The following is a 22,206-nucleotide window of genomic DNA, read 5'->3' on the forward strand; positions in this document are numbered from 1 at the left end:
TTTGGAATATACTGTAAGGGAGGGGTCCTATGCAGGCAGGACCAGAAAAACGGATGATTTCCATGTTCAACGAGGCCATGGAACTGTCGGGGCGCTTTCGAAAGAATACATATGAACCGGCCTTCCGTGAGTTTTTCAGGAGACGCAGTACAGATCTTGAAGAACTCCTCAGCGAGATCCGGGGGACGGAAGAAAAAAGTCAGGAAGAGCTGATTGCCCGGGCCGGAAAAAGCGTTCCGGATTATGTAGATGAAAAGCTTGAAGAGATCGCAGGAAAACGGAAAAGGGAGAATCAGGTTATGGATTATAATCTTGCACTTGTAACCTTTTTCATTCCGCTTCTGTTACACAGCAGGGAACCGGAACTGGAAGCTGTGGCAGACCAGACAATTAAGAACTGGAATCAGCTTGAGAATGTGACCATGAAGATCGGAAAGTCTACTTTTGAAGAGATCAACGGCGGATTCCGAAACCGGCTTTGTTATGTGACAACAGCCGTCTGCCGTTCACTGGATAAACCGGACGGGTGTTATGAGCTGAAAACTCTTCGGGACTACCGGGATAGATATCTGGCATCTTCTCCGGGTGGCAGGGAGACAATCCGCGAGTATTACAATATTGCACCGACGATTGTAAAAAGAATCGAACGGCAGAAAAATGCGGATGAGATTTACCGAAAGATCTGGAAAGAATATCTGGAGCGGTGCATCGGACTGATCGAAACCGGTAAGATGGAAGAATGCAGAGAAGTATATACAAAGATGGTACACGAACTGGAACGGGAATATTTGTTTTCCTGATCCGGTAAAGAAAATACAGGAGGAGCAAGGGTATGAGTGAACAGTTTAATATCGAAACAAAATGTATCCAGTCAGGCTGGAAACCAAAAAAGGGAGAACCGAGAATCCTTCCGATTTATCAGAGTACGACATTTAAGTACGATACAAGCGAACAGATGGGACGTCTGTTTGACCTGGAAGACAGCGGATATTTCTACACAAGACTGCAGAATCCGACAAATGATGCAGTAGCGGAAAAGATCTGCGAACTGGAAGGCGGTTATGCCGCCATGCTGACATCGTCCGGACAGGCAGCAAATTTTTATGCTGTTATGAACATTGCAGAGGAAGGAGACCATATCGTATGTTCGTCTGCTCTCTATGGAGGCACCTATAATCTGTATGCACACACCATCCGTAAAATGGGTGTGGAAGCTACTTTTGTGGATCCGGACTGTTCGGAAGAAGAGTTAAACGCAGCATTCCGTGAAAATACGAAAGCTGTAGTCGGTGAGACGATCGCCAATCCTGCACTGACAGTACTGGACATTGAGAAATTTGCAAAGGCGGCACATGCACACGGTGTTCCGCTGATTGTGGATAATACATTTGCGACTCCGATCAACTGCCGCCCGTTTGAGTGGGGAGCAGACATTGTCACCCATTCTACAACAAAATACATGGATGGACATGCCATGACAGTCGGCGGGGCAATCGTAGACAGCGGAAACTTCGACTGGAGTGCCCATGCGGATAAATTCCCGGGACTGACACAGCCGGACGAAACATACCATGGAATTGTTTATACGGAAAAATTCGGAAAAGGAGCATACATCACCAAGGCGACAGCACAGCTGATGCGTGACCTGGGATCGATTCAGTCTCCTCAGAATGCATTCCTTTTAAATATCGGTCTGGAGACTCTGCACCTGAGAATGCCGCGCCACTGCGAGAATGCAAAGAAAGTCGCTTCTTATCTGAAAGGACATGATAAAGTTGCCTGGGTAAACTGCGCGATGCTGGAAGGGGATAAATACCATGATCTGGCAGCGAAATACATGCCAAACGGTACCTGCGGTGTGATTACGTTCGGTTTAAAAGGCGGAAGAGATGCGTCTGTAAAAATGATGGACAATCTGAAGCTTGCGGCCATCGTTACCCATGTGGCAGATGCCAGAACATGCGTACTTCACCCGGCAAGTCATACACACCGGCAGATGAATGATCAGGAACTACTGGAAGCAGGAGTACAGCCGGATCTGATCCGTTTCAGCGTTGGCATTGAAAATGCTGACGATATTATTGCGGATCTGGAACAGGCACTTGCGCTCGTTTAATGCATATTTCAAAAAACACCTCCGCATACTAAGCAGAAAATGTGGAGGTGTTTTTTATGGAAAATCAGGAAAAACAGGAAAAAGAAACCGAACAGATCAAAGAAACCGGAAGCCTGGAACTGGAAGGCAGACACGGAAACTACAAGGTCTATCTGCTTACTATTATCGGTGAGATTGAAGGGCATGAAGCGGTATCCGGAAATACGAAAGCAACCAAATATGAGCATCTTCTTCCGAAACTTGCGGAGATTGAGTCAAATGACGAGATTGAAGGAGTACTGATCCTGCTCAATACTCTGGGAGGGGACGTGGAGGCCGGACTTGCCATTGCGGAGATGATTTCATCTTTGAGCAAACCGACCGTATCCCTTGTTCTTGGAGGAAGTCACTCGATCGGAGGACCGCTTGCCGTATCGGCAGACTATTCCTTTATTGTGCCGAGCGGAACGATGATCGTGCATCCTGTCCGGTCCAACGGTATGTTTATCGGAGTGATTCAGAGTTACCGCAATATGGAACGAACCCAGGACAGGATTACCAGATTTATTTCCGGACATTCCAGAATCACACAGGAAAGGCTTGAGGAACTGATGCTGGATTCTTCACAGCTTGTCAAAGATGTAGGAACACTCCTCGAGGGAGAAGATGCCGTCAGAGAGGGCATTATTGATGAAGTCGGGGGAATACGGGAAGCATTTGCAAAAATCTATGAACTGATCGAGAAGCGTTCAGATGAAAAGAAAACAGAAAAACACAGCGGGAATGCCGTTGAAAATAGATAATGACATCATATTTTAAAAATGCTATAATGAAACATAAGCGAAAAACCCGCAAAAAGCGGGAAAGCAGCAAGGGGGATCTTTCATGGCCCAGAAGACGCCACAGAAAAAGAAGAAAAAAACAACAACAAAGAGAACAGGGGCAAAATCCACCCGGACAAGGGCAAAATCCAGCCGTTCCGGCCGTCCTACAAAGGCCGAACTGGAAAGAGAGGCGATTGTCAGAGAAGAGATCGTTATACTGGTGGCACTGGCACTTTCGATTCTTCTGCTGATCAGTAACTTTGGACTTGGAGGGGCTGTAGGCAGAGTTATTGCGGATTTTATGGAAGGAATTTTTGGACAGCTCTCCTATATTTTCCCGTTCCTTTTCTTCGCGGGCATCGCATTTGTTATTTCCAACAGAGGGAACACAAAGGCATATACGAAACTGGGAGCAGCAGTGGTGCTTGTCATATTGATCTGCTCATTTCTGGAACTTGTCAACCGGGCAGGAGGAAGCATCGGCGAGGTGATTGCGGGGCTGATGGTACCGGCGCTTGGAATTGTAGGTTCCTATGTAGTAATTGTAATTCTGATGCTGATCTGTCTGATTCTGATTACACAGCGTTCTCTTCTGAAGAGTATGCAGAGAGCCGGACAGAACATTCAGACAAAGGCAAAATCCGGAAGGGAGCACCGAAAGGCACAGCGTGAGGAGAAGAAAAAGGAAAAGGCGGTAAAACGCCAGGAACACAAAGTGGAAGGTGTTTCTTTTGACACAACACTGGAAGGACGCAATCCGGAGATCCAGGAACTTGTGATCAAAGAGGATAAAAAAGAAAAGAAAAGAGCAGCGAAAGCTGAGAAAAATAAAAAAGCAGAAGCAGAATCTGTCAGGGCACCGGAAGAGGAGCTTACCATTACAAGAGAAGAAACGTATGGGACAGAAGACGGCGTTTCGGCAGAGGCTTATGAGGCAGTTCCTGATCTTTCCGAACTTCCGGAGGAGGGAATTACCTTTATGAAAGAACCGGCTGCATCATCCAGGGTTGCTTCTGCACAGGCTGCGGCACCGGATGCATCGGTATTTCAGGCGGAGGAACAGAAGAACAGAGCTGCCGAGAAGGCACTGGAGGCAGAGGCCCGTAAGAACGTAACAGCAGAGATTGAGAAGTCGATTGCAAAACCGGCTCCGGTCTACCATGCTCCGCCGATGAGTCTGTTAAAGCACGGCACAAAAGGAGCAGGAGATTCGGATGCCCATCTTCGTGAGACCGCGGCAAAGCTTCAGCAGACATTAAAGACATTTGGCGTCAATGTGACGGTGACGAACGTCAGCTGCGGACCGTCAGTGACCCGTTATGAGGTACAGCCGGAAATGGGCGTCAAGGTCAGCAAGATTGTAGGACTTGCAGACGACCTGAAACTGAATCTGGCGGCGGCGGACATCCGGATCGAAGCGCCGATACCGGGGAAAGCAGCGGTCGGTATCGAAGTGCCAAATAAAGGAAATTCAACAGTACAGCTCAGGGATCTTCTTGAAACCGAGGAATTCCGGACCGCAAAGTCTAAAATCAGTTTTGCGGTCGGAAAAGATATCAGCGGACGGACGGTGGTGTCGGATATCGCAAAAATGCCGCATCTTCTCGTGGCGGGCGCGACCGGATCCGGAAAGTCCGTCTGCATCAACACACTGATTATGAGTATTTTGTTCAAGGCTTCTCCGCAGGAAGTCAAGTTAATCATGATCGACCCGAAGGTTGTGGAGCTCAGTGTTTATAATGGGATTCCGCATCTTCTGATTCCGGTCGTGACAGATCCGAAAAAGGCGGCCGGAGCACTGAACTGGGCCGTGGCGGAGATGATGAAGCGTTATCAGCTCTTTGAACAGTATAAAGTGCGGGATATGGAAGGATTCAACGCAAAGGTAGAGAGTGTCCGGCATATTGAAACAAATGAGGAAAAACCGGAAAAGATGCCACAGATCGTTATTATCGTAGACGAGCTTGCGGATCTGATGATGGTTGCACCCGGTGATGTGGAAGAGTCGATCTGCCGTCTTGCGCAGCTTGCGAGAGCGGCAGGAATTCATCTGGTGCTTGCAACTCAGAGGCCGTCTGTAAACGTCATTACGGGGCTGATTAAGGCAAACATGCCGTCCAGAATTGCCTTTTCCGTGTCATCCGGTGTCGACTCCAGGACGATCATCGATATGAACGGCGCGGAAAAGCTCCTTGGAAAGGGAGATATGCTGTTCTACCCGGCAGGCTATCAGAAGCCGGTCCGGGTGCAGGGAGCATTTGTATCCGACAAGGAAGTTCAGGCGGTTGTAGATTATCTCGTAAAAAATAATGGAAATGCTTCTTATGATGAAGCGGTCCAGACGCACATGACCAATGCGGCAAGTGGCACTTCTGCTTCCGGACCGGGAGGATCCGGCGAGGAAAGAGATGTCTATTTTAAAGACGCAGGATACTTTATTATTGAAAAGGATAAAGCGTCGATCGGCATGCTGCAGAGGGTATTCAAAATCGGATTCAACCGGGCGGCAAGGATCATGGACCAGCTTTATGAAGCAGGTGTCGTCGGGGAAGAAGAAGGCACCAAACCGAGAAAGGTTCTGATGTCAAAGGAACAGTTTGACCAGTACATAGAGGAACATGTTTAGGGGAAGAAATGGAGGAAGGAAAATGAAAACAGACATTCAGATTGCACAGGAAGCAACAATGGAGCCAATCAAAAATGTGGCCGCTTCAATCGGGATTGAAGAAGAGGATTTGGAGTTCTACGGTAAATACAAAGCAAAATTATCCGCAGAACTGTGGGATAAGGTGAAAGACCGTCCAAATGGAAAACTTGTCCTTGTAACGGCGATCAATCCGACACCGGCCGGAGAAGGTAAGACCACCGTGACGGTAGGACTCGGAGAAGCCATGGCAAAAATCGGAAAGAAAGCATTGATTGCCCTTCGTGAACCATCCCTGGGTCCATGTTTCGGAATCAAAGGAGGAGCAGCTGGCGGCGGATATGCCCAGGTTGTTCCAATGGAAGATCTGAATCTTCATTTTACCGGTGATTTTCACGCAATCACATCTGCAAACAACCTGCTGGCGGCTCTGCTTGACAATCATATTCAGCAGGGAAACCAGCTGGGAATTGATCCAAGACAGGTCGTATGGAAACGCTGCGAGGATATGAATGACCGTGTTCTCAGAAATATCGTTGTGGGCCTTGGAAACAAGATGGACGGTATGGTAAGGGAAGATCATTTCGTTATCACTGTGGCATCCGAGATTATGGCGATTCTCTGTCTTGCTGACAACCTTGCAGACCTCAAAAGACGTCTTGGAAAGATTATCGTTGCCTATACCTTTGACGGAAAACCGGTGACAGCAGATGATCTGCAGGCGACAGGTGCCATGGCAGCGCTTTTGAAGGATGCGATCAAGCCGAATATGATCCAGACTCTGGAGCATACACCGGCTCTTGTACACGGCGGACCATTTGCAAATATTGCGCATGGATGCAACAGTGTACAGGCAACAAAAATGGCGTTGAAGATGAGCGATATCACCATCACCGAGGCCGGATTCGGTGCGGATCTGGGTGCTGAAAAATTTATGGACATCAAATGCCGGATGAGCGGACTGAAACCGGATGCAGTTGTTCTGGTTGCAACGATCCGTGCACTGAAATATAACGGCGGCGTACCGAAAAATGAATTAAATGAGGAAAATCTGGATGCCCTGAAAAAGGGAATTGTCAACCTGGAAAAACACATTGAAAATCTGCAGAAGTTCGGTGTGCCGGTTGTCGTTACACTGAATGCTTTTTCAGCAGATACAGACGCGGAAAAAGAATTTGTTAAAACATTCTGCGAAGAGAGAGACTGTGAATTTGCAATCGCGGATGTATGGGCAAAAGGCGGAGAAGGCGGTGTTGAGCTTGCAAATAAAGTTTTGAAGACACTGGAGACAAAAGAAAGTCATTTTCACCCGCTTTATCCGGATGAGATGCCGCTGAAAGATAAGATTGAGACAGTAGCAAAGGAAATTTACGGGGCAGACGGCGTTGATTACGATAAGGCCGCATTGAAACAGCTGGCCAAGATCGAAGAGCTCGGATTCGCCAATGTTCCGGTCTGCATGGCAAAGACCCAGTATTCCCTTTCCGATGATCAGACACTTCTTGGCCGTCCGGAAGGATTCCGCATTCATGTAAGAGAAGTTTACGTAAGTGCGGGAGCGGGATTTGTAGTCGTGCTTACAGGAGCAGTAATGACGATGCCGGGACTTCCGAAAGTGCCTGCGGCAAATAATATTGATGTGACAGATGACGGAAAGATTACGGGATTGTTCTAAAAAAGGAGACGAAAAATGGCAGTATTGATAGACGGAAAAGCAATTTCCTCGGAAATCAAAGAGGAACTGAAACAGGAAGTGGCAGAATTGAAGGCACAGGGGATCACCCCGTGCCTGGCTGTCATACTGGTGGGAGACGACAGCGCATCTGCCATCTACGTAAGAAACAAAAAGAGAGCATGTGAATATATCGGAATTGAATCTCGTTCTTATGAACTCCCAAAGGAGACTACCGAACAGGAGCTGGAAAAACTGGTAAGAGAGCTTAATGAAGATGAAACCGTGGACGGCATCCTTGTTCAGCTGCCTCTTCCGGAGCAGATTGACGAAGAAAAAATTACCGGAATGATTTCTCCGAAAAAAGATGTGGACGGATTCCTTCCGGAAAGCATTGGCGCGCTTTGTATTGGATCGGAAGGATTCCGGTCCTGTACTCCTGCCGGAGTGCTCGAGTTAATTAAACGGTCCGGCTATACAATCGAGGGAAAAGAGTGTGTAGTAGTTGGACGGAGCAACCACGTCGGGAAACCGATGGCGCTTCTCCTGCTTGAGCAGAATGGAACGGTAACAATCGTACACTCAAGAACAAAAAACCTCAGTGAGATTACCAGGCGGGCTGATATTCTTGTAGTTGCAGTCGGAAATCCGAAGCTGATTCAGGCGGACGATGTCAAAGAGGGAGCCGTTGTCATTGATGTCGGGATGAACCGGGATGAAAACGGAAAGCTGTGCGGAGATGTGGATTTTGAACATGTGAAAGAAAAGGCAGAAGCAATCACACCGGTACCCGGGGGAGTAGGACCGATGACAATTGCAATGTTGATGAATAACTGTGTGGAGGCGGCACGGAAAAAGAGGAGAGAATAAGGGTACCATGCAAAGAATGACAAATCCAGGAGACAGACTGTCAGAGGAAGAGATCAGAAGGCGGAGGAGAAGAGCAAAAGCGGAGCGGATGCGCCGCAAGAGAAGGCTGAGACGGATTTTGATTCTGGGAATGATCCTGTTTCTTGCAGCGATCATCGGAATCGGAGTTTTGATCTATCGGAATACATATACCGGTGTGGTAAATCAGGGGAAAAGAGCCGAAGCAGGCGGCAATACTACAAAAGCGGAAGACCTCTATCTGAGGGCAATTGAAAAAAACGGCGAAAAAGAGGATGCCTACGTGAGTCTTGCAAAGCTTTATCACGGCCGGGATCAGGATGATAAGGCAGATACTCTTCTGCAGGAAGCGGTGAATACCTATCCGGACAGCACAGGCGTATACCGCGCTGCGGTAGAGTTTTATGAAGACACAGAGCAGACGGAAAAAATCGCCTATATCATGAGCACCTGTACCAATGAGCAGATCCTCACAGAACTCAAGGATTATGTGGCCAAAATTCCGGAATTCAGTCTGGACGACGACAAGGTCTACGATAATGTGCAGGAGTTGACACTGAGCAGTGAAGATGAAGGGACTATCTATTATACTCTTGACGGCAGCGAGGCGACAACAGACAGTACAGAATACAAAGAACCGATCCAGCTGAATCAGGAAGGAGAGACGACAGTCCGGGCCATTTTTGTCAATAAAAAAGGAATTGCAAGTGTTGAGGTACAAAAAACATATACGATCCAGTTTCCGGTAGCGGACGCGCCTGCAGTATCACCGACAACGGGACAGTATTCCGAGGCGGTCAGCGTTGAAATACAGGTGCCGGACGGTTACACTGCATACTATACACTGGACGGAACCGAACCGTCGGATCAGTCTATTCAGTATACCGGCGCATTCGCGGTTTACGAAGATACGGAACTGAATGTTGTACTGATTGATGGAAACGGAAAGAAAAGTGAAGTTACAACGAGAAAATACAGATTCAGTTCCTGATGGCCGTAGATTTTATGAATATGATCTGAAAACAGAAAATGATCTGCCGGGAAAACAGGAGAAAGAGAGGAAGAATTCAGAGGGTTCTTCCTCTCTTTTCTTTTTTCAGGGCACTCCTTGGATAAGATAATTGTTCCAAATCAGAGAAATATTCAATCAATTAAAAATCCGGACATAAAAATTGTTAAAAACAAGTGAAAGAACTTGAAAAATTTTAAAAGTAGGAGTATACTAACGATAGTTAAAAAATTATCAATGGAAGAAAAGGAGAGACAAGCAATGAGCAGATTTTGTTTACCAAGAGATATTTACCATGGTAAGGGCTGTTTGGAAGAGCTGAAAAACCTGAAAGGAAAGAAAGCCATTCTGGTAGTCGGAGGAGGCTCCATGAAACGTCAGGGATTCCTCGACAGAGCAGTGAATTATCTGAAAGAGGCAGGCATGGAAGTACAGCTCTTTGAAGGAGTTGAGCCGGACCCGTCTGTTGAAACAGTTATGAAAGGTGCAGAAGCCATGAGAGCATTCGAGCCTGACTGGATCGTTGCTATGGGCGGCGGATCACCGATCGATGCTGCAAAAGCAATGTGGGCATTCTATGAATATCCGGATACAACATTCGAAGATCTGTGCACACCGTTTAACTTCCCGGAATTAAGACAGAAAGCGAAATTTGCAGCAATTCCGTCTACATCCGGTACAGCTACAGAGGTGACTGCATTCTCCGTTATCACAAACTATCAGACAGGAGTAAAATATCCGCTTGCTGACTTCAACATCACACCGGATATCGCCATTGTAGACCCGGATCTTGTTGCAGGACTTCCGGTAAAACAGGTTGCCTACACAGGAATGGACGCTCTTACTCATGCGATTGAGGCTTATGTTTCCACACTGAATGGACCATTTACAGATCCGCTTGCACTGCAGGCAATCGAGATGGTACTGGATTATCTGCCGGCATCCTACCATTGTGATATGGACGCAAGAGAGCAGATGCACTACGCACAGTGCCTGGCCGGAATGGCATTCTCCAATGCACTGCTTGGTATTGTACACTCTATGGCTCATAAGACAGGAGCTGCATTCTCCACAGGACATATTCCGCACGGATGCGCGAATGCAATTTATCTTCCATATGTTATCAAATACAATGCAAAAGATCCTGTGGCAGCAAAACGTTACGCAGAGATCGCACGCAGGATGGGACTTCCGGGAACATCTGAAAAAGCATTAATCAACAGCCTCGTTGCAAAGATTGATGCATTCAATGTAGAACTCGGAATCCCGAAAACATTAAAAGAATTCGGAATCAACGAAGAAGAATTTAAAGAAAAACTTTCCAGTATCGCAGAACTTGCAGTCGGCGATGCATGTACAGGATCCAACCCGAGAAGCATCACACCTGCAGAGATGGAAAAACTTCTCACATGTACATATTACGGAACAGAGGTAGACTTCTAAATACCGTATGACCGCCGCTTTTTCGGAAGCGGCGGTTTCCTTTTGGCGAAATTGTGAATTCCTTATCGAAAAAACAGTTTCCCTGTAAGAATTTACTTGATATTTTATGAACAATATCTTATGATAATTAAAGTATAACAATTAGGAGGCATGGGAGATGTACAAAATTTTAAAAGCAAAAGACCTTGCAGAAAATATTTTTCTCATGGATGTGGAAGCTCCTCGTGTTGCGCGCCATTGCGAGCCGGGGCAGTTTGTCATTGTAAAAATGGATGAAAAAGGTGAGAGAATCCCGCTTACAATTTGTGACTACGATAGAGAAAAGGGAACGATCACAATTGTAGTACAGGTGGTTGGAGCATCCACTAAGAAAATGGCAGAGTATAAAGAAGGAGAATATTTCCGTGATTTCACAGGACCGCTTGGACGTCCGTCCGAGTTCATTTCCGAAGATCCGGAAACATTAAAGAATAAAAAAATCCTGTTCGTGGCAGGCGGTCTTGGAACTGCGCCTGTATACCCGCAGGTAAAATGGCTGCATGAGCACGGCGTTGACGCAGATGTCATCATCGGTGCAAAGACAAAAGATCTTGTAATCATGGAAGAAGAGATGAAGGCAGTAGCAGGTAACGTTTATGTCTGCACAGACGATGGAAGCTACGGACATGCCGGCATGGTTACTTCCATGGTGGAGAAGCTTGTAAAAGAGGAAGGAAAGCATTATGATGTCTGTGTTGCAATCGGACCGATGATCATGATGAAATTCACATGCCTCATGACAAAGGATCTGGGAATTCCGACGATCGTCAGCATGAACCCGATCATGGTTGACGGTACCGGAATGTGCGGTGCATGCCGTCTGCACGTAGGCGACGAAGTGAAGTTCGCATGCGTAGACGGTCCGGAATTTGATGGTCATCTTGTAGACTTTGACGAAGCGATGAAGAGACAGCAGATGTATAGAACAGAAGAAGGAAGAGCAATGCTGAGACTGCAGGAAGGCAATACACATCACGGCGGATGTGGAAATTGTGGAGGTGACAATTAAAATGGGAGACGTATTAAAGAAAGTACCGGTCCGTGAACAGGATCCAAAGGTGAGAGCTACAAACTTTGAAGAAGTATGTTTAGGATATAATGCAGAAGAAGCCATGGAAGAAGCTTCCCGCTGCATCAACTGCAAAAATGCGAAATGTATTCAGGGATGCCCGGTAGCAATCAATATCCCGGCATTCATCAAAGAAGTAAAAGAAGGCGATTTTGAGGGCGCATATAAGACAATCGGTCTTTCATCGGCACTTCCGGCTATCTGCGGACGTGTATGTCCTCAGGAGACACAGTGCGAAGGAAAATGTATCCGCGGTATTAAAGGCGAGCCGGTTTCCATCGGTAAACTGGAGAGATTTGTTGCGGACTACGCTCTGGAACATGACATCAAACCGGTTGGAGCAGAAGTGAAAAACGGACACAAAGTTGCCGTAATCGGTTCCGGCCCGGCCGGCCTGACATGCGCAGGCGACCTTGCTAAGATGGGATACGATGTGACTGTATTCGAAGCACTCCATGAACTGGGCGGTGTACTTGTATACGGTATTCCGGAATTCCGTCTTCCAAAACAGAAAGTTGTTGCAAAAGAGATCGAGAAAGTAAAAGAACTCGGTGTTAAATTTGAAACAAACGTTGTAATCGGTAAATCCACAACGATTGATATGCTGATCGAAGAAGAAGGATTTGAGGCCGTATTTATCGGGTCCGGTGCAGGACTTCCGAAATTTATGGGTATTCCGGGTGAGACAGCAAACGGTGTCTTCTCCGCAAATGAGTACCTGACAAGAAGCAACCTGATGAAAGCTTTCGATGACAGCTACGATACTCCGATTGTTGCAGGAAAGAAAGTAGCCGTAATCGGTGGTGGAAATGTTGCAATGGATGCAGCGAGAACAGCACTTCGTCTTGGAGCAGAAGTACACATTGTGTACAGAAGAAGTGAAGAAGAGCTTCCAGCCCGTGTGGAAGAAGTTCATCATGCAAAAGAAGAAGGAGTTATCTTTGACCTTCTGACAAACCCGACTGAAATCGTGACAGAAGACGGATGGGTAAAAGGTATGAAGTGTGTAAGAATGGAACTCGGTGAGCCGGACGCATCCGGAAGAAGACGCCCGGTTGTCATTGAAGGATCTGAGTTTGAGATGGATGTTGATACTGTCATCATGTCTCTTGGAACTTCCCCGAACCCGCTGATTTCTTCTACAACAGAAGGCCTGGAAGTCAACAAGTGGCAGTGCATCGTTGCAGACGAAGAGTTCGGTAAGACATCTAAAGAAGGTGTTTATGCCGGTGGAGATGCTGTAACAGGTGCGGCAACGGTTATCCTTGCCATGGGTGCAGGAAAAGCCGGAGCAAAAGGTATCCACGAATACTTAAAAGACAAATAAAACCGACAGAAATAGAGAAGCGAAGATAGCAATGGGGCTGTAGATATGAATCTGCGGTCCCATTTTATCTTCTGCGCGGAAAACAGGAGGAAACGAGATGCTGACACAATTTAACCATTATCTTCCGGTCAATCTGATTTTTGGTGCCGGAAAGACAGAAGAGCTGGGAAAGGAGACTGCAAAATACGGGCGCAAGGCAATGATTGTTACAGGACAGAACAGTACAAAGCGAACCGGGCTTCTTGACCGGGCAAAGGCGCTTCTGGAAAAAGAGGGCCTGGAAGTCGTGATCTTTGACAAGGCGGAGCCAAATCCCCTTGCCTCTACAGCCATGAAGGGTGCAGCTGTTGCGAAAGAAGAAGGTTGTGATGTGATCGTCGGCCTGGGAGGCGGAAGCATTATGGACTGCAGTAAGGCAGTGGCATTTGCCGCCTGCAATGAAGGAAATATTTTTGACTATATTTACGGGATAAAAAAAGGAGAGAAAGCCCTTCCGCTGATTCTTGTTCCGACGACATGCGGAACCGGAAGCGAAGGAAACTGCTTTGCGGTTCTGACAGAGGATGAGACAAAAGACAAGAAGTCTCTTCGGGATAACGCGGTTATTGCAAAGGCATCCATCATTGATCCGGAACTGATGACGACAATGCCGGCTTCTGTTCTGGCATCCGTCGGATTTGATGCACTCTGCCATTGTATGGAAGCTTATCTGAGCAAGATCTGTGACCCGATCACGGAAATTACTGCACTGGAAGGTATCCGACTGATCGGGAATAACCTGCTGACAATTTACGAGGAGAAAAAGCAGGGGATGACAGAACCGTCCAAAATGAATATGGATGCATGGAGCGCGGTTTCTCTTGCAAGTACCTATGGAGGCATGGTGATTCATCAGGCAGGAGTAACAGCACCGCATGGCCTGGAACATCCGGCAAGCGGTATGCGCAATATCACCCATGGAAGAGGACTTGCTGCTCTGACTCCTGTCATTTACCGCAGGACAATCGATGCGGCGCCGGAGAAATTTGCAGTGATTTCCAAATGCCTGGGAGGAACAAACGAGAATGACTGTGTGAGTGTGATTGAACATCTTCTGGATTGCCTCGATCTTCGCACGACCCTTTCCAGAGAAGGAGTGCTTGCGGAAGACGTGGAATGGATGACTAAAAATGCATTTAAAGTTTCCGCAGCCAGCATTCAGAATCATCCGAAAGTATTTACCGAGGAAGAGGTACGCCGGATTTATCTGGAGGCACTGTAGCAGGAAAAACAGAATGAGATGTAAAAGGAGACACGAAAGCTTGGAGGACAGCTGCAAACTTCCGTGTCTTTTTTGTTACTCTGCAAAGGACCGGAAGTTTCGGCCTTTTTTCTTGGAAAGAGAAAGAAAATAGGGTATAATAGTAAGATACATATAATACAAGAGGTGGCTTGAATGATGGAAGAAAAAAAGATGATGATCGTCGGTATTGGAGGCGTAGGCGGATACCTCGCCGGGATGACCGGACAGAAATATAGTAACCTGACACTGATTGCAAGAGGAAAACGTGGAGAGGCTCTCAGAGAGCATGGAGTAGTGCTTCACAGTGATTATAACGGGGAAATGGTAACCAGAGCCGCAGCCGTCCTGGAGAGCGCGTCAGAAGCAGGAGCGGTACAGGATCTGATTTTTCTCTGTGTCAAGACCTATGCGCTGGAGGAAGTATGCAGCACTCTTGCTTCCTGTGTGGATGAACATACGATCATTGTGCCTGTGATGAACGGCGCGGACACCGCACAGAGGGTGCGGGAGTATCTGGGAAAAGGACTGGTCGTAGATTCCGTAATCTACACGACTGCCGCCGCAAATAAAGATTATTCCATCACACAGCTTGGACAATATACAAAAATTATCCTTGGAGCGTCTGATCCGCAGGAGAAGGAAGCAGCGCAGGAGGTTTTCAGAGTTCTCCGGACGGCAGGAATCGACTGCGAAGTATATGAGGATGTCAGACAGGCGGTGTGGGAGAAGTATATTTTTAATTGTGCTTACAACGTCATTACGGCGTATTATCTGGAAACTGTGGAGAATATCCGTGACCACGAAGACAGAAGAAGAGAATTTCATACATTACTTGAGGAGGCACTGGCTGTGGCAGAAGCAGCCGGAGTCCACATCAGGGAACATTATATTGATGAAGAATATACGAGATTTCTGGGGCTGAATGAAGGATCTACCAGTTCCCTGAAGCGGGATGTGGAAGCGGGGCGCCCATCCGAATTTGAGACATTCGGAGGATACCTGATTAAGACGGCAAAAGAGCTTGGAGTGCCGGTTCCGCTTTCAGAACAGTTTTATGATGGTTTAAAAGAAAAAATAAAAGGGAAGGCAGACTAGAGACTGAAATTAGTAAATGGGGTAGGAAACGTGACAGCAAAGAAGGAAACAACATTGGAAAGCATGAACTTTTTAGATGAAATCATAGAAAAACTGACAAAGAAAATTGCACAGATGGACGAGGAGATTACAGCCGGGCAGAAAGACATCGAGAGCATGCATGAATATTACTGGGAAAATTATACAGAGATGGACCAGTATGGCTACGAAGATTATGATAATCAGCAGGCTCTTCTTCAGCGTGTCAATGCGAATCAGGATTCTCTGCGTCTGAAGGCGAGATACGAAAAAATGTTGGATTCTCCTTTTTTCGGCAGAGTGGATTTCTGCTATGACGGAGACGACGAGCCGGAAGTATTTTACATCGGAATCGGGAATTTTGCAGAAGAAGCAGGAAAAGTTCCGTTGATTTATGATTGGAGAGCTCCGGTAAGCGGCCTGTTTTATGATTATGATAAAGGACCGGCCTTTTACGAAGCACCGGCAGGAAAGCTGGAGGGAGAAATCACATCCAAGTGGCAGTATAAGATCCGAAGAGGAAAACTGGTCTATGGATTTGAAAGCGATGTCAAAATCGATGATGAGATTCTAAAGCAGGAGCTTGGAACAAACAGCGATGTACAGCTGAAAAATATTGTCCGGACGATTCAGAAAGAGCAGAATGCGATTATCCGGAATACCAACGATAAGATCCTGGTGATTCAGGGAGCAGCCGGCAGCGGGAAAACGTCGGTGGCTCTCCACCGGATCGCCTATCTTTTATACCATGACCGGAAGCACCTGAAATCGTCAAGTATACTGGTGCTTTCACCGAACAGTGTATTTTCCGATTACATTTCCCATATCCTTCCGGAACTCGGAGAAGAGAATATCCGGGAAATGAGTCTGGATCTGTTTGCGTACCGGGAGCTGAAAAAGATTGTTCCGGACTGTGAAGACCGGTATCATCAGATCGAGCACCGGCTTGCAGGAATGGATGAAGCAGACTGGAAACGCTGTCAGTGGAAGCAGTCCAGAGACTGTATTGGAGCGATGGAAGGATTTCTGGCACAGCTGGAAGAATGGCTTGTCAATCTGAAGGGTGTTCATTTCCGTGGTCTGGAAAAGACAGAGGAAGAGATGATCCGTCTCTTTTATTTCAAATTCCAGGAAGTTCCTGTCCTTGCGAGGATGGGAGCAATCATGGAATATTTTGTAGATGAATACGAAACCAGATACAGTACGGAACTGTCGGAAGAAGAGGTGGAGAAGCTGCGGACGAAGTTTAATGCCATGTATACGACAGTGGATGTCTATAAGATCTATAACTGGTTTCTGGAAGAACAGGGACTTCCTCTGCTTCCGGATGTCCCGTATGACAGAAGATATCTTTCTTATGAGGATGTCTATCCGGTGCTGTATTTAAAATACCGACTTGAAGGGGCCGGAAGACAGGACCAGATCCGGCATCTGGTAGTGGATGAAATGCAGGACTATTCCTACCTGCAGTATACGATTCTCTCCCTTCTATTTTCCTGTCCGATGACGATTTTGGGAGACCGGGCGCAGACGATGGAGGAAGAGCAAAATGATGTGACACAATTTCTTCCGCAGATCCTGGGAAAACACTTCAGAAAGATCGAGATGAACAAAAGCTACCGCAATACCGTGGAGATTGCCAGATATGCAGAAACACTCGGCGGCATCAAAGAGACAGATCTTCTGGACCGGCATGGAAAGGCGGTGGAAGAAGCAGAGTTCTCATCCGGGGAAGAACGTACCTCTCAGATTTTGAAACAGGTAAAAACCGGACCGGACGGCTATGAGACAGCGGCGGTGCTTACCATGACAGAACAGGAAGCAAAAGAGATTTATGAGAACATCCGGGAAAAGACAGATCAGGTTCATTATATTGACCGGGACAGCTCCAGATTCGGACGCGGTCTGACGGTTACAACGTTTTACATGGCCAAAGGTCTGGAATTTGACCAGGTATTTACTGCGGCTTGTAAGGAGCAGACGGGCCTGACCAGACAGGCAGAGTACATCTGCGCTACGAGAGCACTGCATGAGCTTTACGTGTACAGAGTCTGATTCCGGACGGAGGAAAAAGGAATGGGGAAAACACAACAGAAAAAACGATTATTGTATATTGATATTTTAAATATACTTGCATGTCTGTGCGTGATTTTTATGCATTGCAACGGGATTGCGCACCAGTATTCCGATACAGCCGCATGGAGACAGAGCATGGTGATTGAAACGATTGCATACTGGGCGGTTCCGGTCTATTTTATGATATCCGGAGCGACGCTTCTGGACTACCGGGATAAATATCTGACCAGAGTCTTCTTCAAAAAGAGGTTTTTGAAGACAGGGATTCCATTTGCCGCATGGACGCTGATCAGTCTGGCATACAAAATCCAGTTTCAACAGATGGAATTCGAGCCGGGTTTGTCCAGTATCGTCAGCCTGTTTACCAATACAACAGCCGAGAATGTGTACTGGTTTTTCATTCCGCTGTTTATGGTTTACCTTTCCATGCCGGTACTGTCGCTTTTGAAAGATTACAAGCATATTCTGCTTTATATGGCGGGGTTGGCGTTTTTGGTTTATTCTGTTTACCCGGTCTGCTGTATTGTGTTTCAGATCCCGATGAACGGATCAATACAGATCCCTGTGGCAGGCGGATATATTCTGTATGTCATTCTAGGGTATCTGCTTGCAACGACTGACATGACACGAAAGACAAGAATTCTTTTCTATATCCTTGGCCTTGCAGGGGCAGGAATCCGGTTTGGAAGTACGATTCTTGGATCATCAGAAAGCGCCGGACTGGATCAGACTTTCTGGGGATACATGAAATTTCCGGCGGTCTTTCTGGCAGTCGGAGTCTTTGTGGCAGCGAAGTACGGACCATGGGACAAGCTGGAAAATACTCCGAAGATCCGCCGGATTGTCACCACTCTTGCCGGAACCGGATTTGGTGTCTATCTGATGCATATGATCGTTTTCCGTATCCTCCAGGATGCGACGGGCCTCAGCATGGAGTCCGGGTGGTGGCGGCTTGTTATGCCGTTTGTGATCTATGGAATCTGTGTGGTACTGGTACTGATTTTGAAAAAGATTCCGGTATTGAAATACATCGTTCCGTAAATGGAGCATTGGAGTAAAAGAGAAAAAGGAGAACAAGGTGAAAATAACACTGATTACTGTAGGAAAAATCAAAGAGAAATATCTGAAAGATGCCATCGCAGAATACAGTAAGCGGCTTTCGCGATACTGCAAGCTGGAGATCGTTGAAGTGGCCGACGAGAAGACACCGGATCAGGCCAGTGAAGCGGTGGAAGAAAGCATCCGTGATAAAGAAGGGGAGCGGATCTTAAAGTACATTCGGGACGATATGTATGTGATTACGCTGGAAATCGCAGGGAAAATGCTGACATCGGAAGAATTTGCAAAAAAGATCGAACAGCTCGGGATACAGGGAACCAGCAGCATCGCCTTTGTGATCGGAGGCTCTATCGGACTGGGAAAAGACGTTCTGAGACGCTCAGACTATGCATTAAGTTTTTCAAAGATGACATTCCCGCATCAGCTCATGCGGGTGGTACTGCTGGAACAGATATACAGAGGATATCGGATTATCAATGGAGTACCATATCACAAATAAGTGCGGTTTTCGCACTTGGGTGTGATATGGTGGGAAGTAATAAGGCATGTAAAGTATTTGGAAAAGGAGTGGATTATACGCAACTTTTGGTTGACGAATATTGAGTTACAAAAATTAAAATCGGAAGTCACGGAAGATGAGTACAAATATACAATTAATGAAGCTGAAAAGAAGCATTTTTCGTATTGGCTGATAATTATTGTTCCTTTTATAATGGCACTGGTTGTATTAATGTTTTACTATTACTTTTACCAAGGATAAATATAGGTGATACAGAGTAAAGAATAGTGTCTGTTAAGAACTAAGATTTTTGTGCGAGAGTTAGTTTGCTAATTGAAAGGTGATGGAAATGAAGAATTATACAACAATATCGAAGGCGGCATTAGCAATATGTATAGGTTTAATTATTTTATCTGTGGTAAATGGGATTACGGGATTTATAAATTCTGCTATTTCATTTAGCGGAACAGCAATCTGCATTCTTGGATTTTCCATAGCGATATTTGCGATTACAATATTAGAGAAAGAAAGAGCAAAAAGGAAACACGGATAACAGATGGCAAAAAGAAATCTTGAATATAGAGGTGGCTGTAATTTGAAGGAGTGGATCTTAAGACGCAGTTTAGAAGAGAGTGGACAGGTAATGTTCTGCTCTTTTTTGTATGCGTAGAGGATGGTATCTTTTATATTTTAGAAAAAAATACAGAATAAGGTCTTCTCAAAAATGGTCAACTATATATAATAAAAATTAACCAAGTTGGTCAAAAGGAGGATTCATGAACGAAAAGTTTTATAGTCTGCCAAAGGAAAAGCAACAGGCAATTATCAATGCCGGCTATCGGGTATTCTCACAGAACAGTTATAAAAAGAGTCCGATGCAGGAGGTCGCTGATGCAGCAGGAATCAGTAAGTCGCTTCTTTTTCACTATTTTCAAAATAAGAAAAAATTTTATATGTTTCTCTGGACGACCTGCGGCAGAATTTCTATTTCTACAATGACGGCTTATGGATGTTATGACCGCAGAGATCTGTTTGAAATGATGGAACGGGGATTGAGGGCAAAAATGCATATTATGAAAAAATATCCCTTTATGGGGAACTTTGTGATCCGTGCCTTTTATGAAACCGATCCTTCTATTCAAACGGAAATCGAGAAGAGCTATGCCAGATTGATTTCTATGAAAGCTGCCCCGTCGTGGGCTAATCTGGAGCCGGATCAGTTTGTTGAGGGCGTGGAGCCTGAGAGAATTCTCAGGGAAATGTATCTTGTCTCAGAGGGATATCTGTGGGAACTACAGAAGAAGGGTTCTCTGCAGACAGAAGAGGACATCGAAAAAATAGAAGCGGACTTCCGGGAAATGATTGCATTCTGGAAAAAGATATATCTGAGAAAGAAGGGTTAAATGATGAACGCAATACGAACAGAGGGGCTTACGAAATATTATGGAAGGTCCCGGGGAATTGTTGATCTTGATCTGGAGGTATGTGAGGGTGAATTCTTTGGATTTATTGGTCCAAATGGAGCCGGAAAAAGTACGACGATCCGTGTTCTGATGGGACTGATACAGAAAACTCATGGCAGCGCATGGGTACTGGAAAAGGATATTTCCAAAGAAAAAGAACAGATTCTGTCTGAGATCGGTTATCTTCCCTCAGAAGCGGTTTTCTATCCAGATATGCGAGGCCGGGATCTGATCCGCCTTTCGGCGGAGCTGCACCGGAAAGACTGCCGGAAAGTATCCGCTGATCTGTGCGAGCGTCTGCAGCTGGATCCTTCTCGACGGATCGGCGAGCTTTCGTTTGGAAACAGGAAGAAACTGGCTGTTATCTGTGCCCTGCAGCATGATCCAAGACTCTGCATTCTGGATGAACCAACCGGAGGGCTGGATCCTCTGATGCAGCGGGAATTCTTTGAAATACTGAAGGAAAGAAACAAGAAGGGCATGACAGTATTCCTTTCCTCACATATCCTCTCCGAAGTCCAGCGCTTTTGCGGCCGGGCTGCGATTATACGGGAGGGCAGAATTATAGCTTCCGGAAGTGTGGAGGAACTGGCACGTACAAACGCAAAACGGATTTCTGTCCGGGGAAATTTTGACCCTTCCGGTCTGCCGGATGTACGGGATCTGCAGAAGGCTGATGACTCCACCAGTTTTCTGTACGGTGGTGATATCAATCTGCTTCTGGACAGACTTAGCCGGCAGCGAATTATGGATCTTAGCATATCCGAACCGGATCTGGAAGAGATTTTTCTTCATTATTATACGGAAGGAGAGGAACAGGTATGACAATCTTCAGACATGAACTGCGTCAGGGCCGGACAGCTCTGATTATATGGACTGTATCCATCGCATTTCTTTTTGCGGTATGTGTTTTTTTATTTCCAGAGATGAAGGGGGAAATGGATCAGATCAGTGACGTTTTTTCGACCATGGGGAATTTCAGTGCTGCCTTTGGCATGGATCAGGTAAGCTTTGGTACCTTGACCGGTTTCTACGCTATTGAATGTGGAAATATCCTTGGACTTGGAGGAGCTTTGTATGCCGCCATGTGCGGGATCTCAATGCTGTCTAAAGAAGAAAAAGGGCATACGGCAGAATTCCTTCTGACCCACCCGGTCAGCCGGAGACGAATCATGAGCGGAAAACTTGCGGCGTTATTTTTTCAGATTATGGTCCTCAATGCCTTTGTACTGCTCATCTCAATAATCTCCATTTATGCGGTGGGGGAAGATATTCCCTGGAAAGAGATTCTCCTGCTTCATCTGGCCTATGCTCTATTGCAGATAGAGATTGCTTCCATATGTTTCGGTATTTCAGCCTTTCTGCGGAAAGGAAGTCTGGGAGTCGGTCTTGGACTTGCGATTATACTTTATTTTCTTAATATTATTGCAAATATATCTGAATCCGCTGAATTTCTGAAGTATATTTCTCCGTACGGTTACGCAGAAGGTACAGAAATTGTAACAAATATAAGCCTGGACGGAGTAATGGTAGTGCTTGGAATGCTCTATGGAGCATGCGGGATTGCTGCAGCCTATATAAAATACAATAGGAAAGATATTCTATAGAAAACGGATTTGAGACATCCAGACAAGCGTGTCGGGTTGAAAATACGGCATTTTCTCACTTTGTGTCGTGTAAATAATCGGACTTTTGACATACTCT

Annotated in this window: 19 protein-coding genes; all 19 read left to right on the top strand. The window is 46.2% G+C overall.

Going from position 1 to position 22,206, the window contains the following annotated elements:
• The first annotated feature begins 29 nt into the window (after positions 1 to 29).
• Positions 30 to 800 (top strand): CFI-box extended C-terminal domain-containing protein, encoded by a 771-nt coding sequence (locus Selli1_RS04660; protein WP_087168011.1) that lies wholly within the window; start codon positions 30 to 32, stop codon positions 798 to 800.
• Between the two features lie 32 nt (positions 801 to 832).
• Positions 833 to 2,116 (top strand): O-acetylhomoserine aminocarboxypropyltransferase/cysteine synthase family protein, encoded by a 1,284-nt coding sequence (locus Selli1_RS04665; protein WP_087252037.1) that lies wholly within the window; start codon positions 833 to 835, stop codon positions 2,114 to 2,116.
• Between the two features lie 56 nt (positions 2,117 to 2,172).
• Positions 2,173 to 2,898, top strand: coding sequence for a ClpP family protease (locus Selli1_RS04670; RefSeq protein WP_087168009.1), 726 nt, complete (start codon positions 2,173 to 2,175; stop codon positions 2,896 to 2,898).
• An 82-nt stretch (positions 2,899 to 2,980) separates the two neighbouring features.
• A complete protein-coding gene (locus tag Selli1_RS04675) occupies positions 2,981 to 5,545 on the top strand; it encodes an FtsK/SpoIIIE family DNA translocase (RefSeq protein ID WP_281872409.1) in 2,565 nt (854 codons plus the stop codon).
• A 22-nt stretch (positions 5,546 to 5,567) separates the two neighbouring features.
• Positions 5,568 to 7,238, top strand: a complete 1,671-nt coding sequence (locus Selli1_RS04680; protein WP_087168007.1) for a formate--tetrahydrofolate ligase — start codon at positions 5,568 to 5,570, stop codon at positions 7,236 to 7,238.
• Between the two features lie 15 nt (positions 7,239 to 7,253).
• The gene (gene folD / locus Selli1_RS04685) at positions 7,254 to 8,105 is read left to right on the top strand and encodes a bifunctional methylenetetrahydrofolate dehydrogenase/methenyltetrahydrofolate cyclohydrolase FolD (protein WP_281872410.1); all 852 of its coding nucleotides are present in this window, start codon (positions 7,254 to 7,256) and stop codon (positions 8,103 to 8,105) included.
• Between the two features lie 7 nt (positions 8,106 to 8,112).
• Positions 8,113 to 9,114 (top strand): chitobiase/beta-hexosaminidase C-terminal domain-containing protein, encoded by a 1,002-nt coding sequence (locus Selli1_RS04690; protein WP_087168005.1) that lies wholly within the window; start codon positions 8,113 to 8,115, stop codon positions 9,112 to 9,114.
• A gap of 279 nt (positions 9,115 to 9,393) precedes the next feature.
• Positions 9,394 to 10,575, top strand: a complete 1,182-nt coding sequence (locus Selli1_RS04695) for an iron-containing alcohol dehydrogenase (RefSeq protein ID WP_087168004.1) — start codon at positions 9,394 to 9,396, stop codon at positions 10,573 to 10,575.
• A 157-nt stretch (positions 10,576 to 10,732) separates the two neighbouring features.
• On the top strand, positions 10,733 to 11,623 hold the full coding sequence (locus Selli1_RS04700) for a sulfide/dihydroorotate dehydrogenase-like FAD/NAD-binding protein (protein WP_087168003.1): 891 nt from the start codon (positions 10,733 to 10,735) through the stop codon (positions 11,621 to 11,623).
• A gap of 1 nt (position 11,624) precedes the next feature.
• Entirely contained in the window at positions 11,625 to 13,010 is a 1,386-nt protein-coding gene (gene gltA / locus Selli1_RS04705; RefSeq protein ID WP_087252034.1) for an NADPH-dependent glutamate synthase, read from the top strand.
• 97 nt (positions 13,011 to 13,107) lie between these two features.
• Entirely contained in the window at positions 13,108 to 14,271 is a 1,164-nt protein-coding gene (locus Selli1_RS04710) for an iron-containing alcohol dehydrogenase (protein ID WP_138373538.1), read from the top strand.
• A gap of 174 nt (positions 14,272 to 14,445) precedes the next feature.
• The gene (locus tag Selli1_RS04715; protein WP_087168000.1) at positions 14,446 to 15,387 is read left to right on the top strand and encodes a ketopantoate reductase family protein; all 942 of its coding nucleotides are present in this window, start codon (positions 14,446 to 14,448) and stop codon (positions 15,385 to 15,387) included.
• A gap of 63 nt (positions 15,388 to 15,450) precedes the next feature.
• Positions 15,451 to 17,460, top strand: coding sequence for a HelD family protein (locus tag Selli1_RS04720; protein ID WP_281872431.1), 2,010 nt, complete (start codon positions 15,451 to 15,453; stop codon positions 17,458 to 17,460).
• Positions 17,461 to 17,481: 21 nt separating this feature from the next.
• Entirely contained in the window at positions 17,482 to 18,522 is a 1,041-nt protein-coding gene (locus tag Selli1_RS04725) for an acyltransferase (RefSeq protein ID WP_118635579.1), read from the top strand.
• 37 nt (positions 18,523 to 18,559) lie between these two features.
• A complete protein-coding gene (gene rlmH / locus Selli1_RS04730) occupies positions 18,560 to 19,039 on the top strand; it encodes a 23S rRNA (pseudouridine(1915)-N(3))-methyltransferase RlmH (RefSeq protein WP_281872411.1) in 480 nt (159 codons plus the stop codon).
• A gap of 349 nt (positions 19,040 to 19,388) precedes the next feature.
• Positions 19,389 to 19,592 (top strand): hypothetical protein, encoded by a 204-nt coding sequence (locus tag Selli1_RS04735; protein WP_140398848.1) that lies wholly within the window; start codon positions 19,389 to 19,391, stop codon positions 19,590 to 19,592.
• 223 nt (positions 19,593 to 19,815) lie between these two features.
• The gene (locus Selli1_RS04740) at positions 19,816 to 20,442 is read left to right on the top strand and encodes a TetR/AcrR family transcriptional regulator (protein ID WP_087252018.1); all 627 of its coding nucleotides are present in this window, start codon (positions 19,816 to 19,818) and stop codon (positions 20,440 to 20,442) included.
• 3 nt (positions 20,443 to 20,445) lie between these two features.
• Entirely contained in the window at positions 20,446 to 21,327 is an 882-nt protein-coding gene (locus Selli1_RS04745; protein WP_191434073.1) for an ABC transporter ATP-binding protein, read from the top strand.
• Positions 21,324 to 22,109 carry an ABC transporter permease subunit gene (locus Selli1_RS04750; protein ID WP_281846034.1) on the top strand — a complete coding sequence of 262 codons (786 nt, stop codon included), beginning with the start codon at positions 21,324 to 21,326 and terminating at the stop codon, positions 22,107 to 22,109. Before Selli1_RS04745 ends, Selli1_RS04750 begins: the two co-directional genes overlap by 4 nt.
• Positions 22,110 to 22,206 lie beyond the last annotated feature (97 nt).

The organism is Sellimonas catena, from assembly GCF_027924685.1.
In the GTDB taxonomy this organism is placed as follows: Bacteria; Bacillota; Clostridia; order Lachnospirales; family Lachnospiraceae; genus Sellimonas; species Sellimonas catena.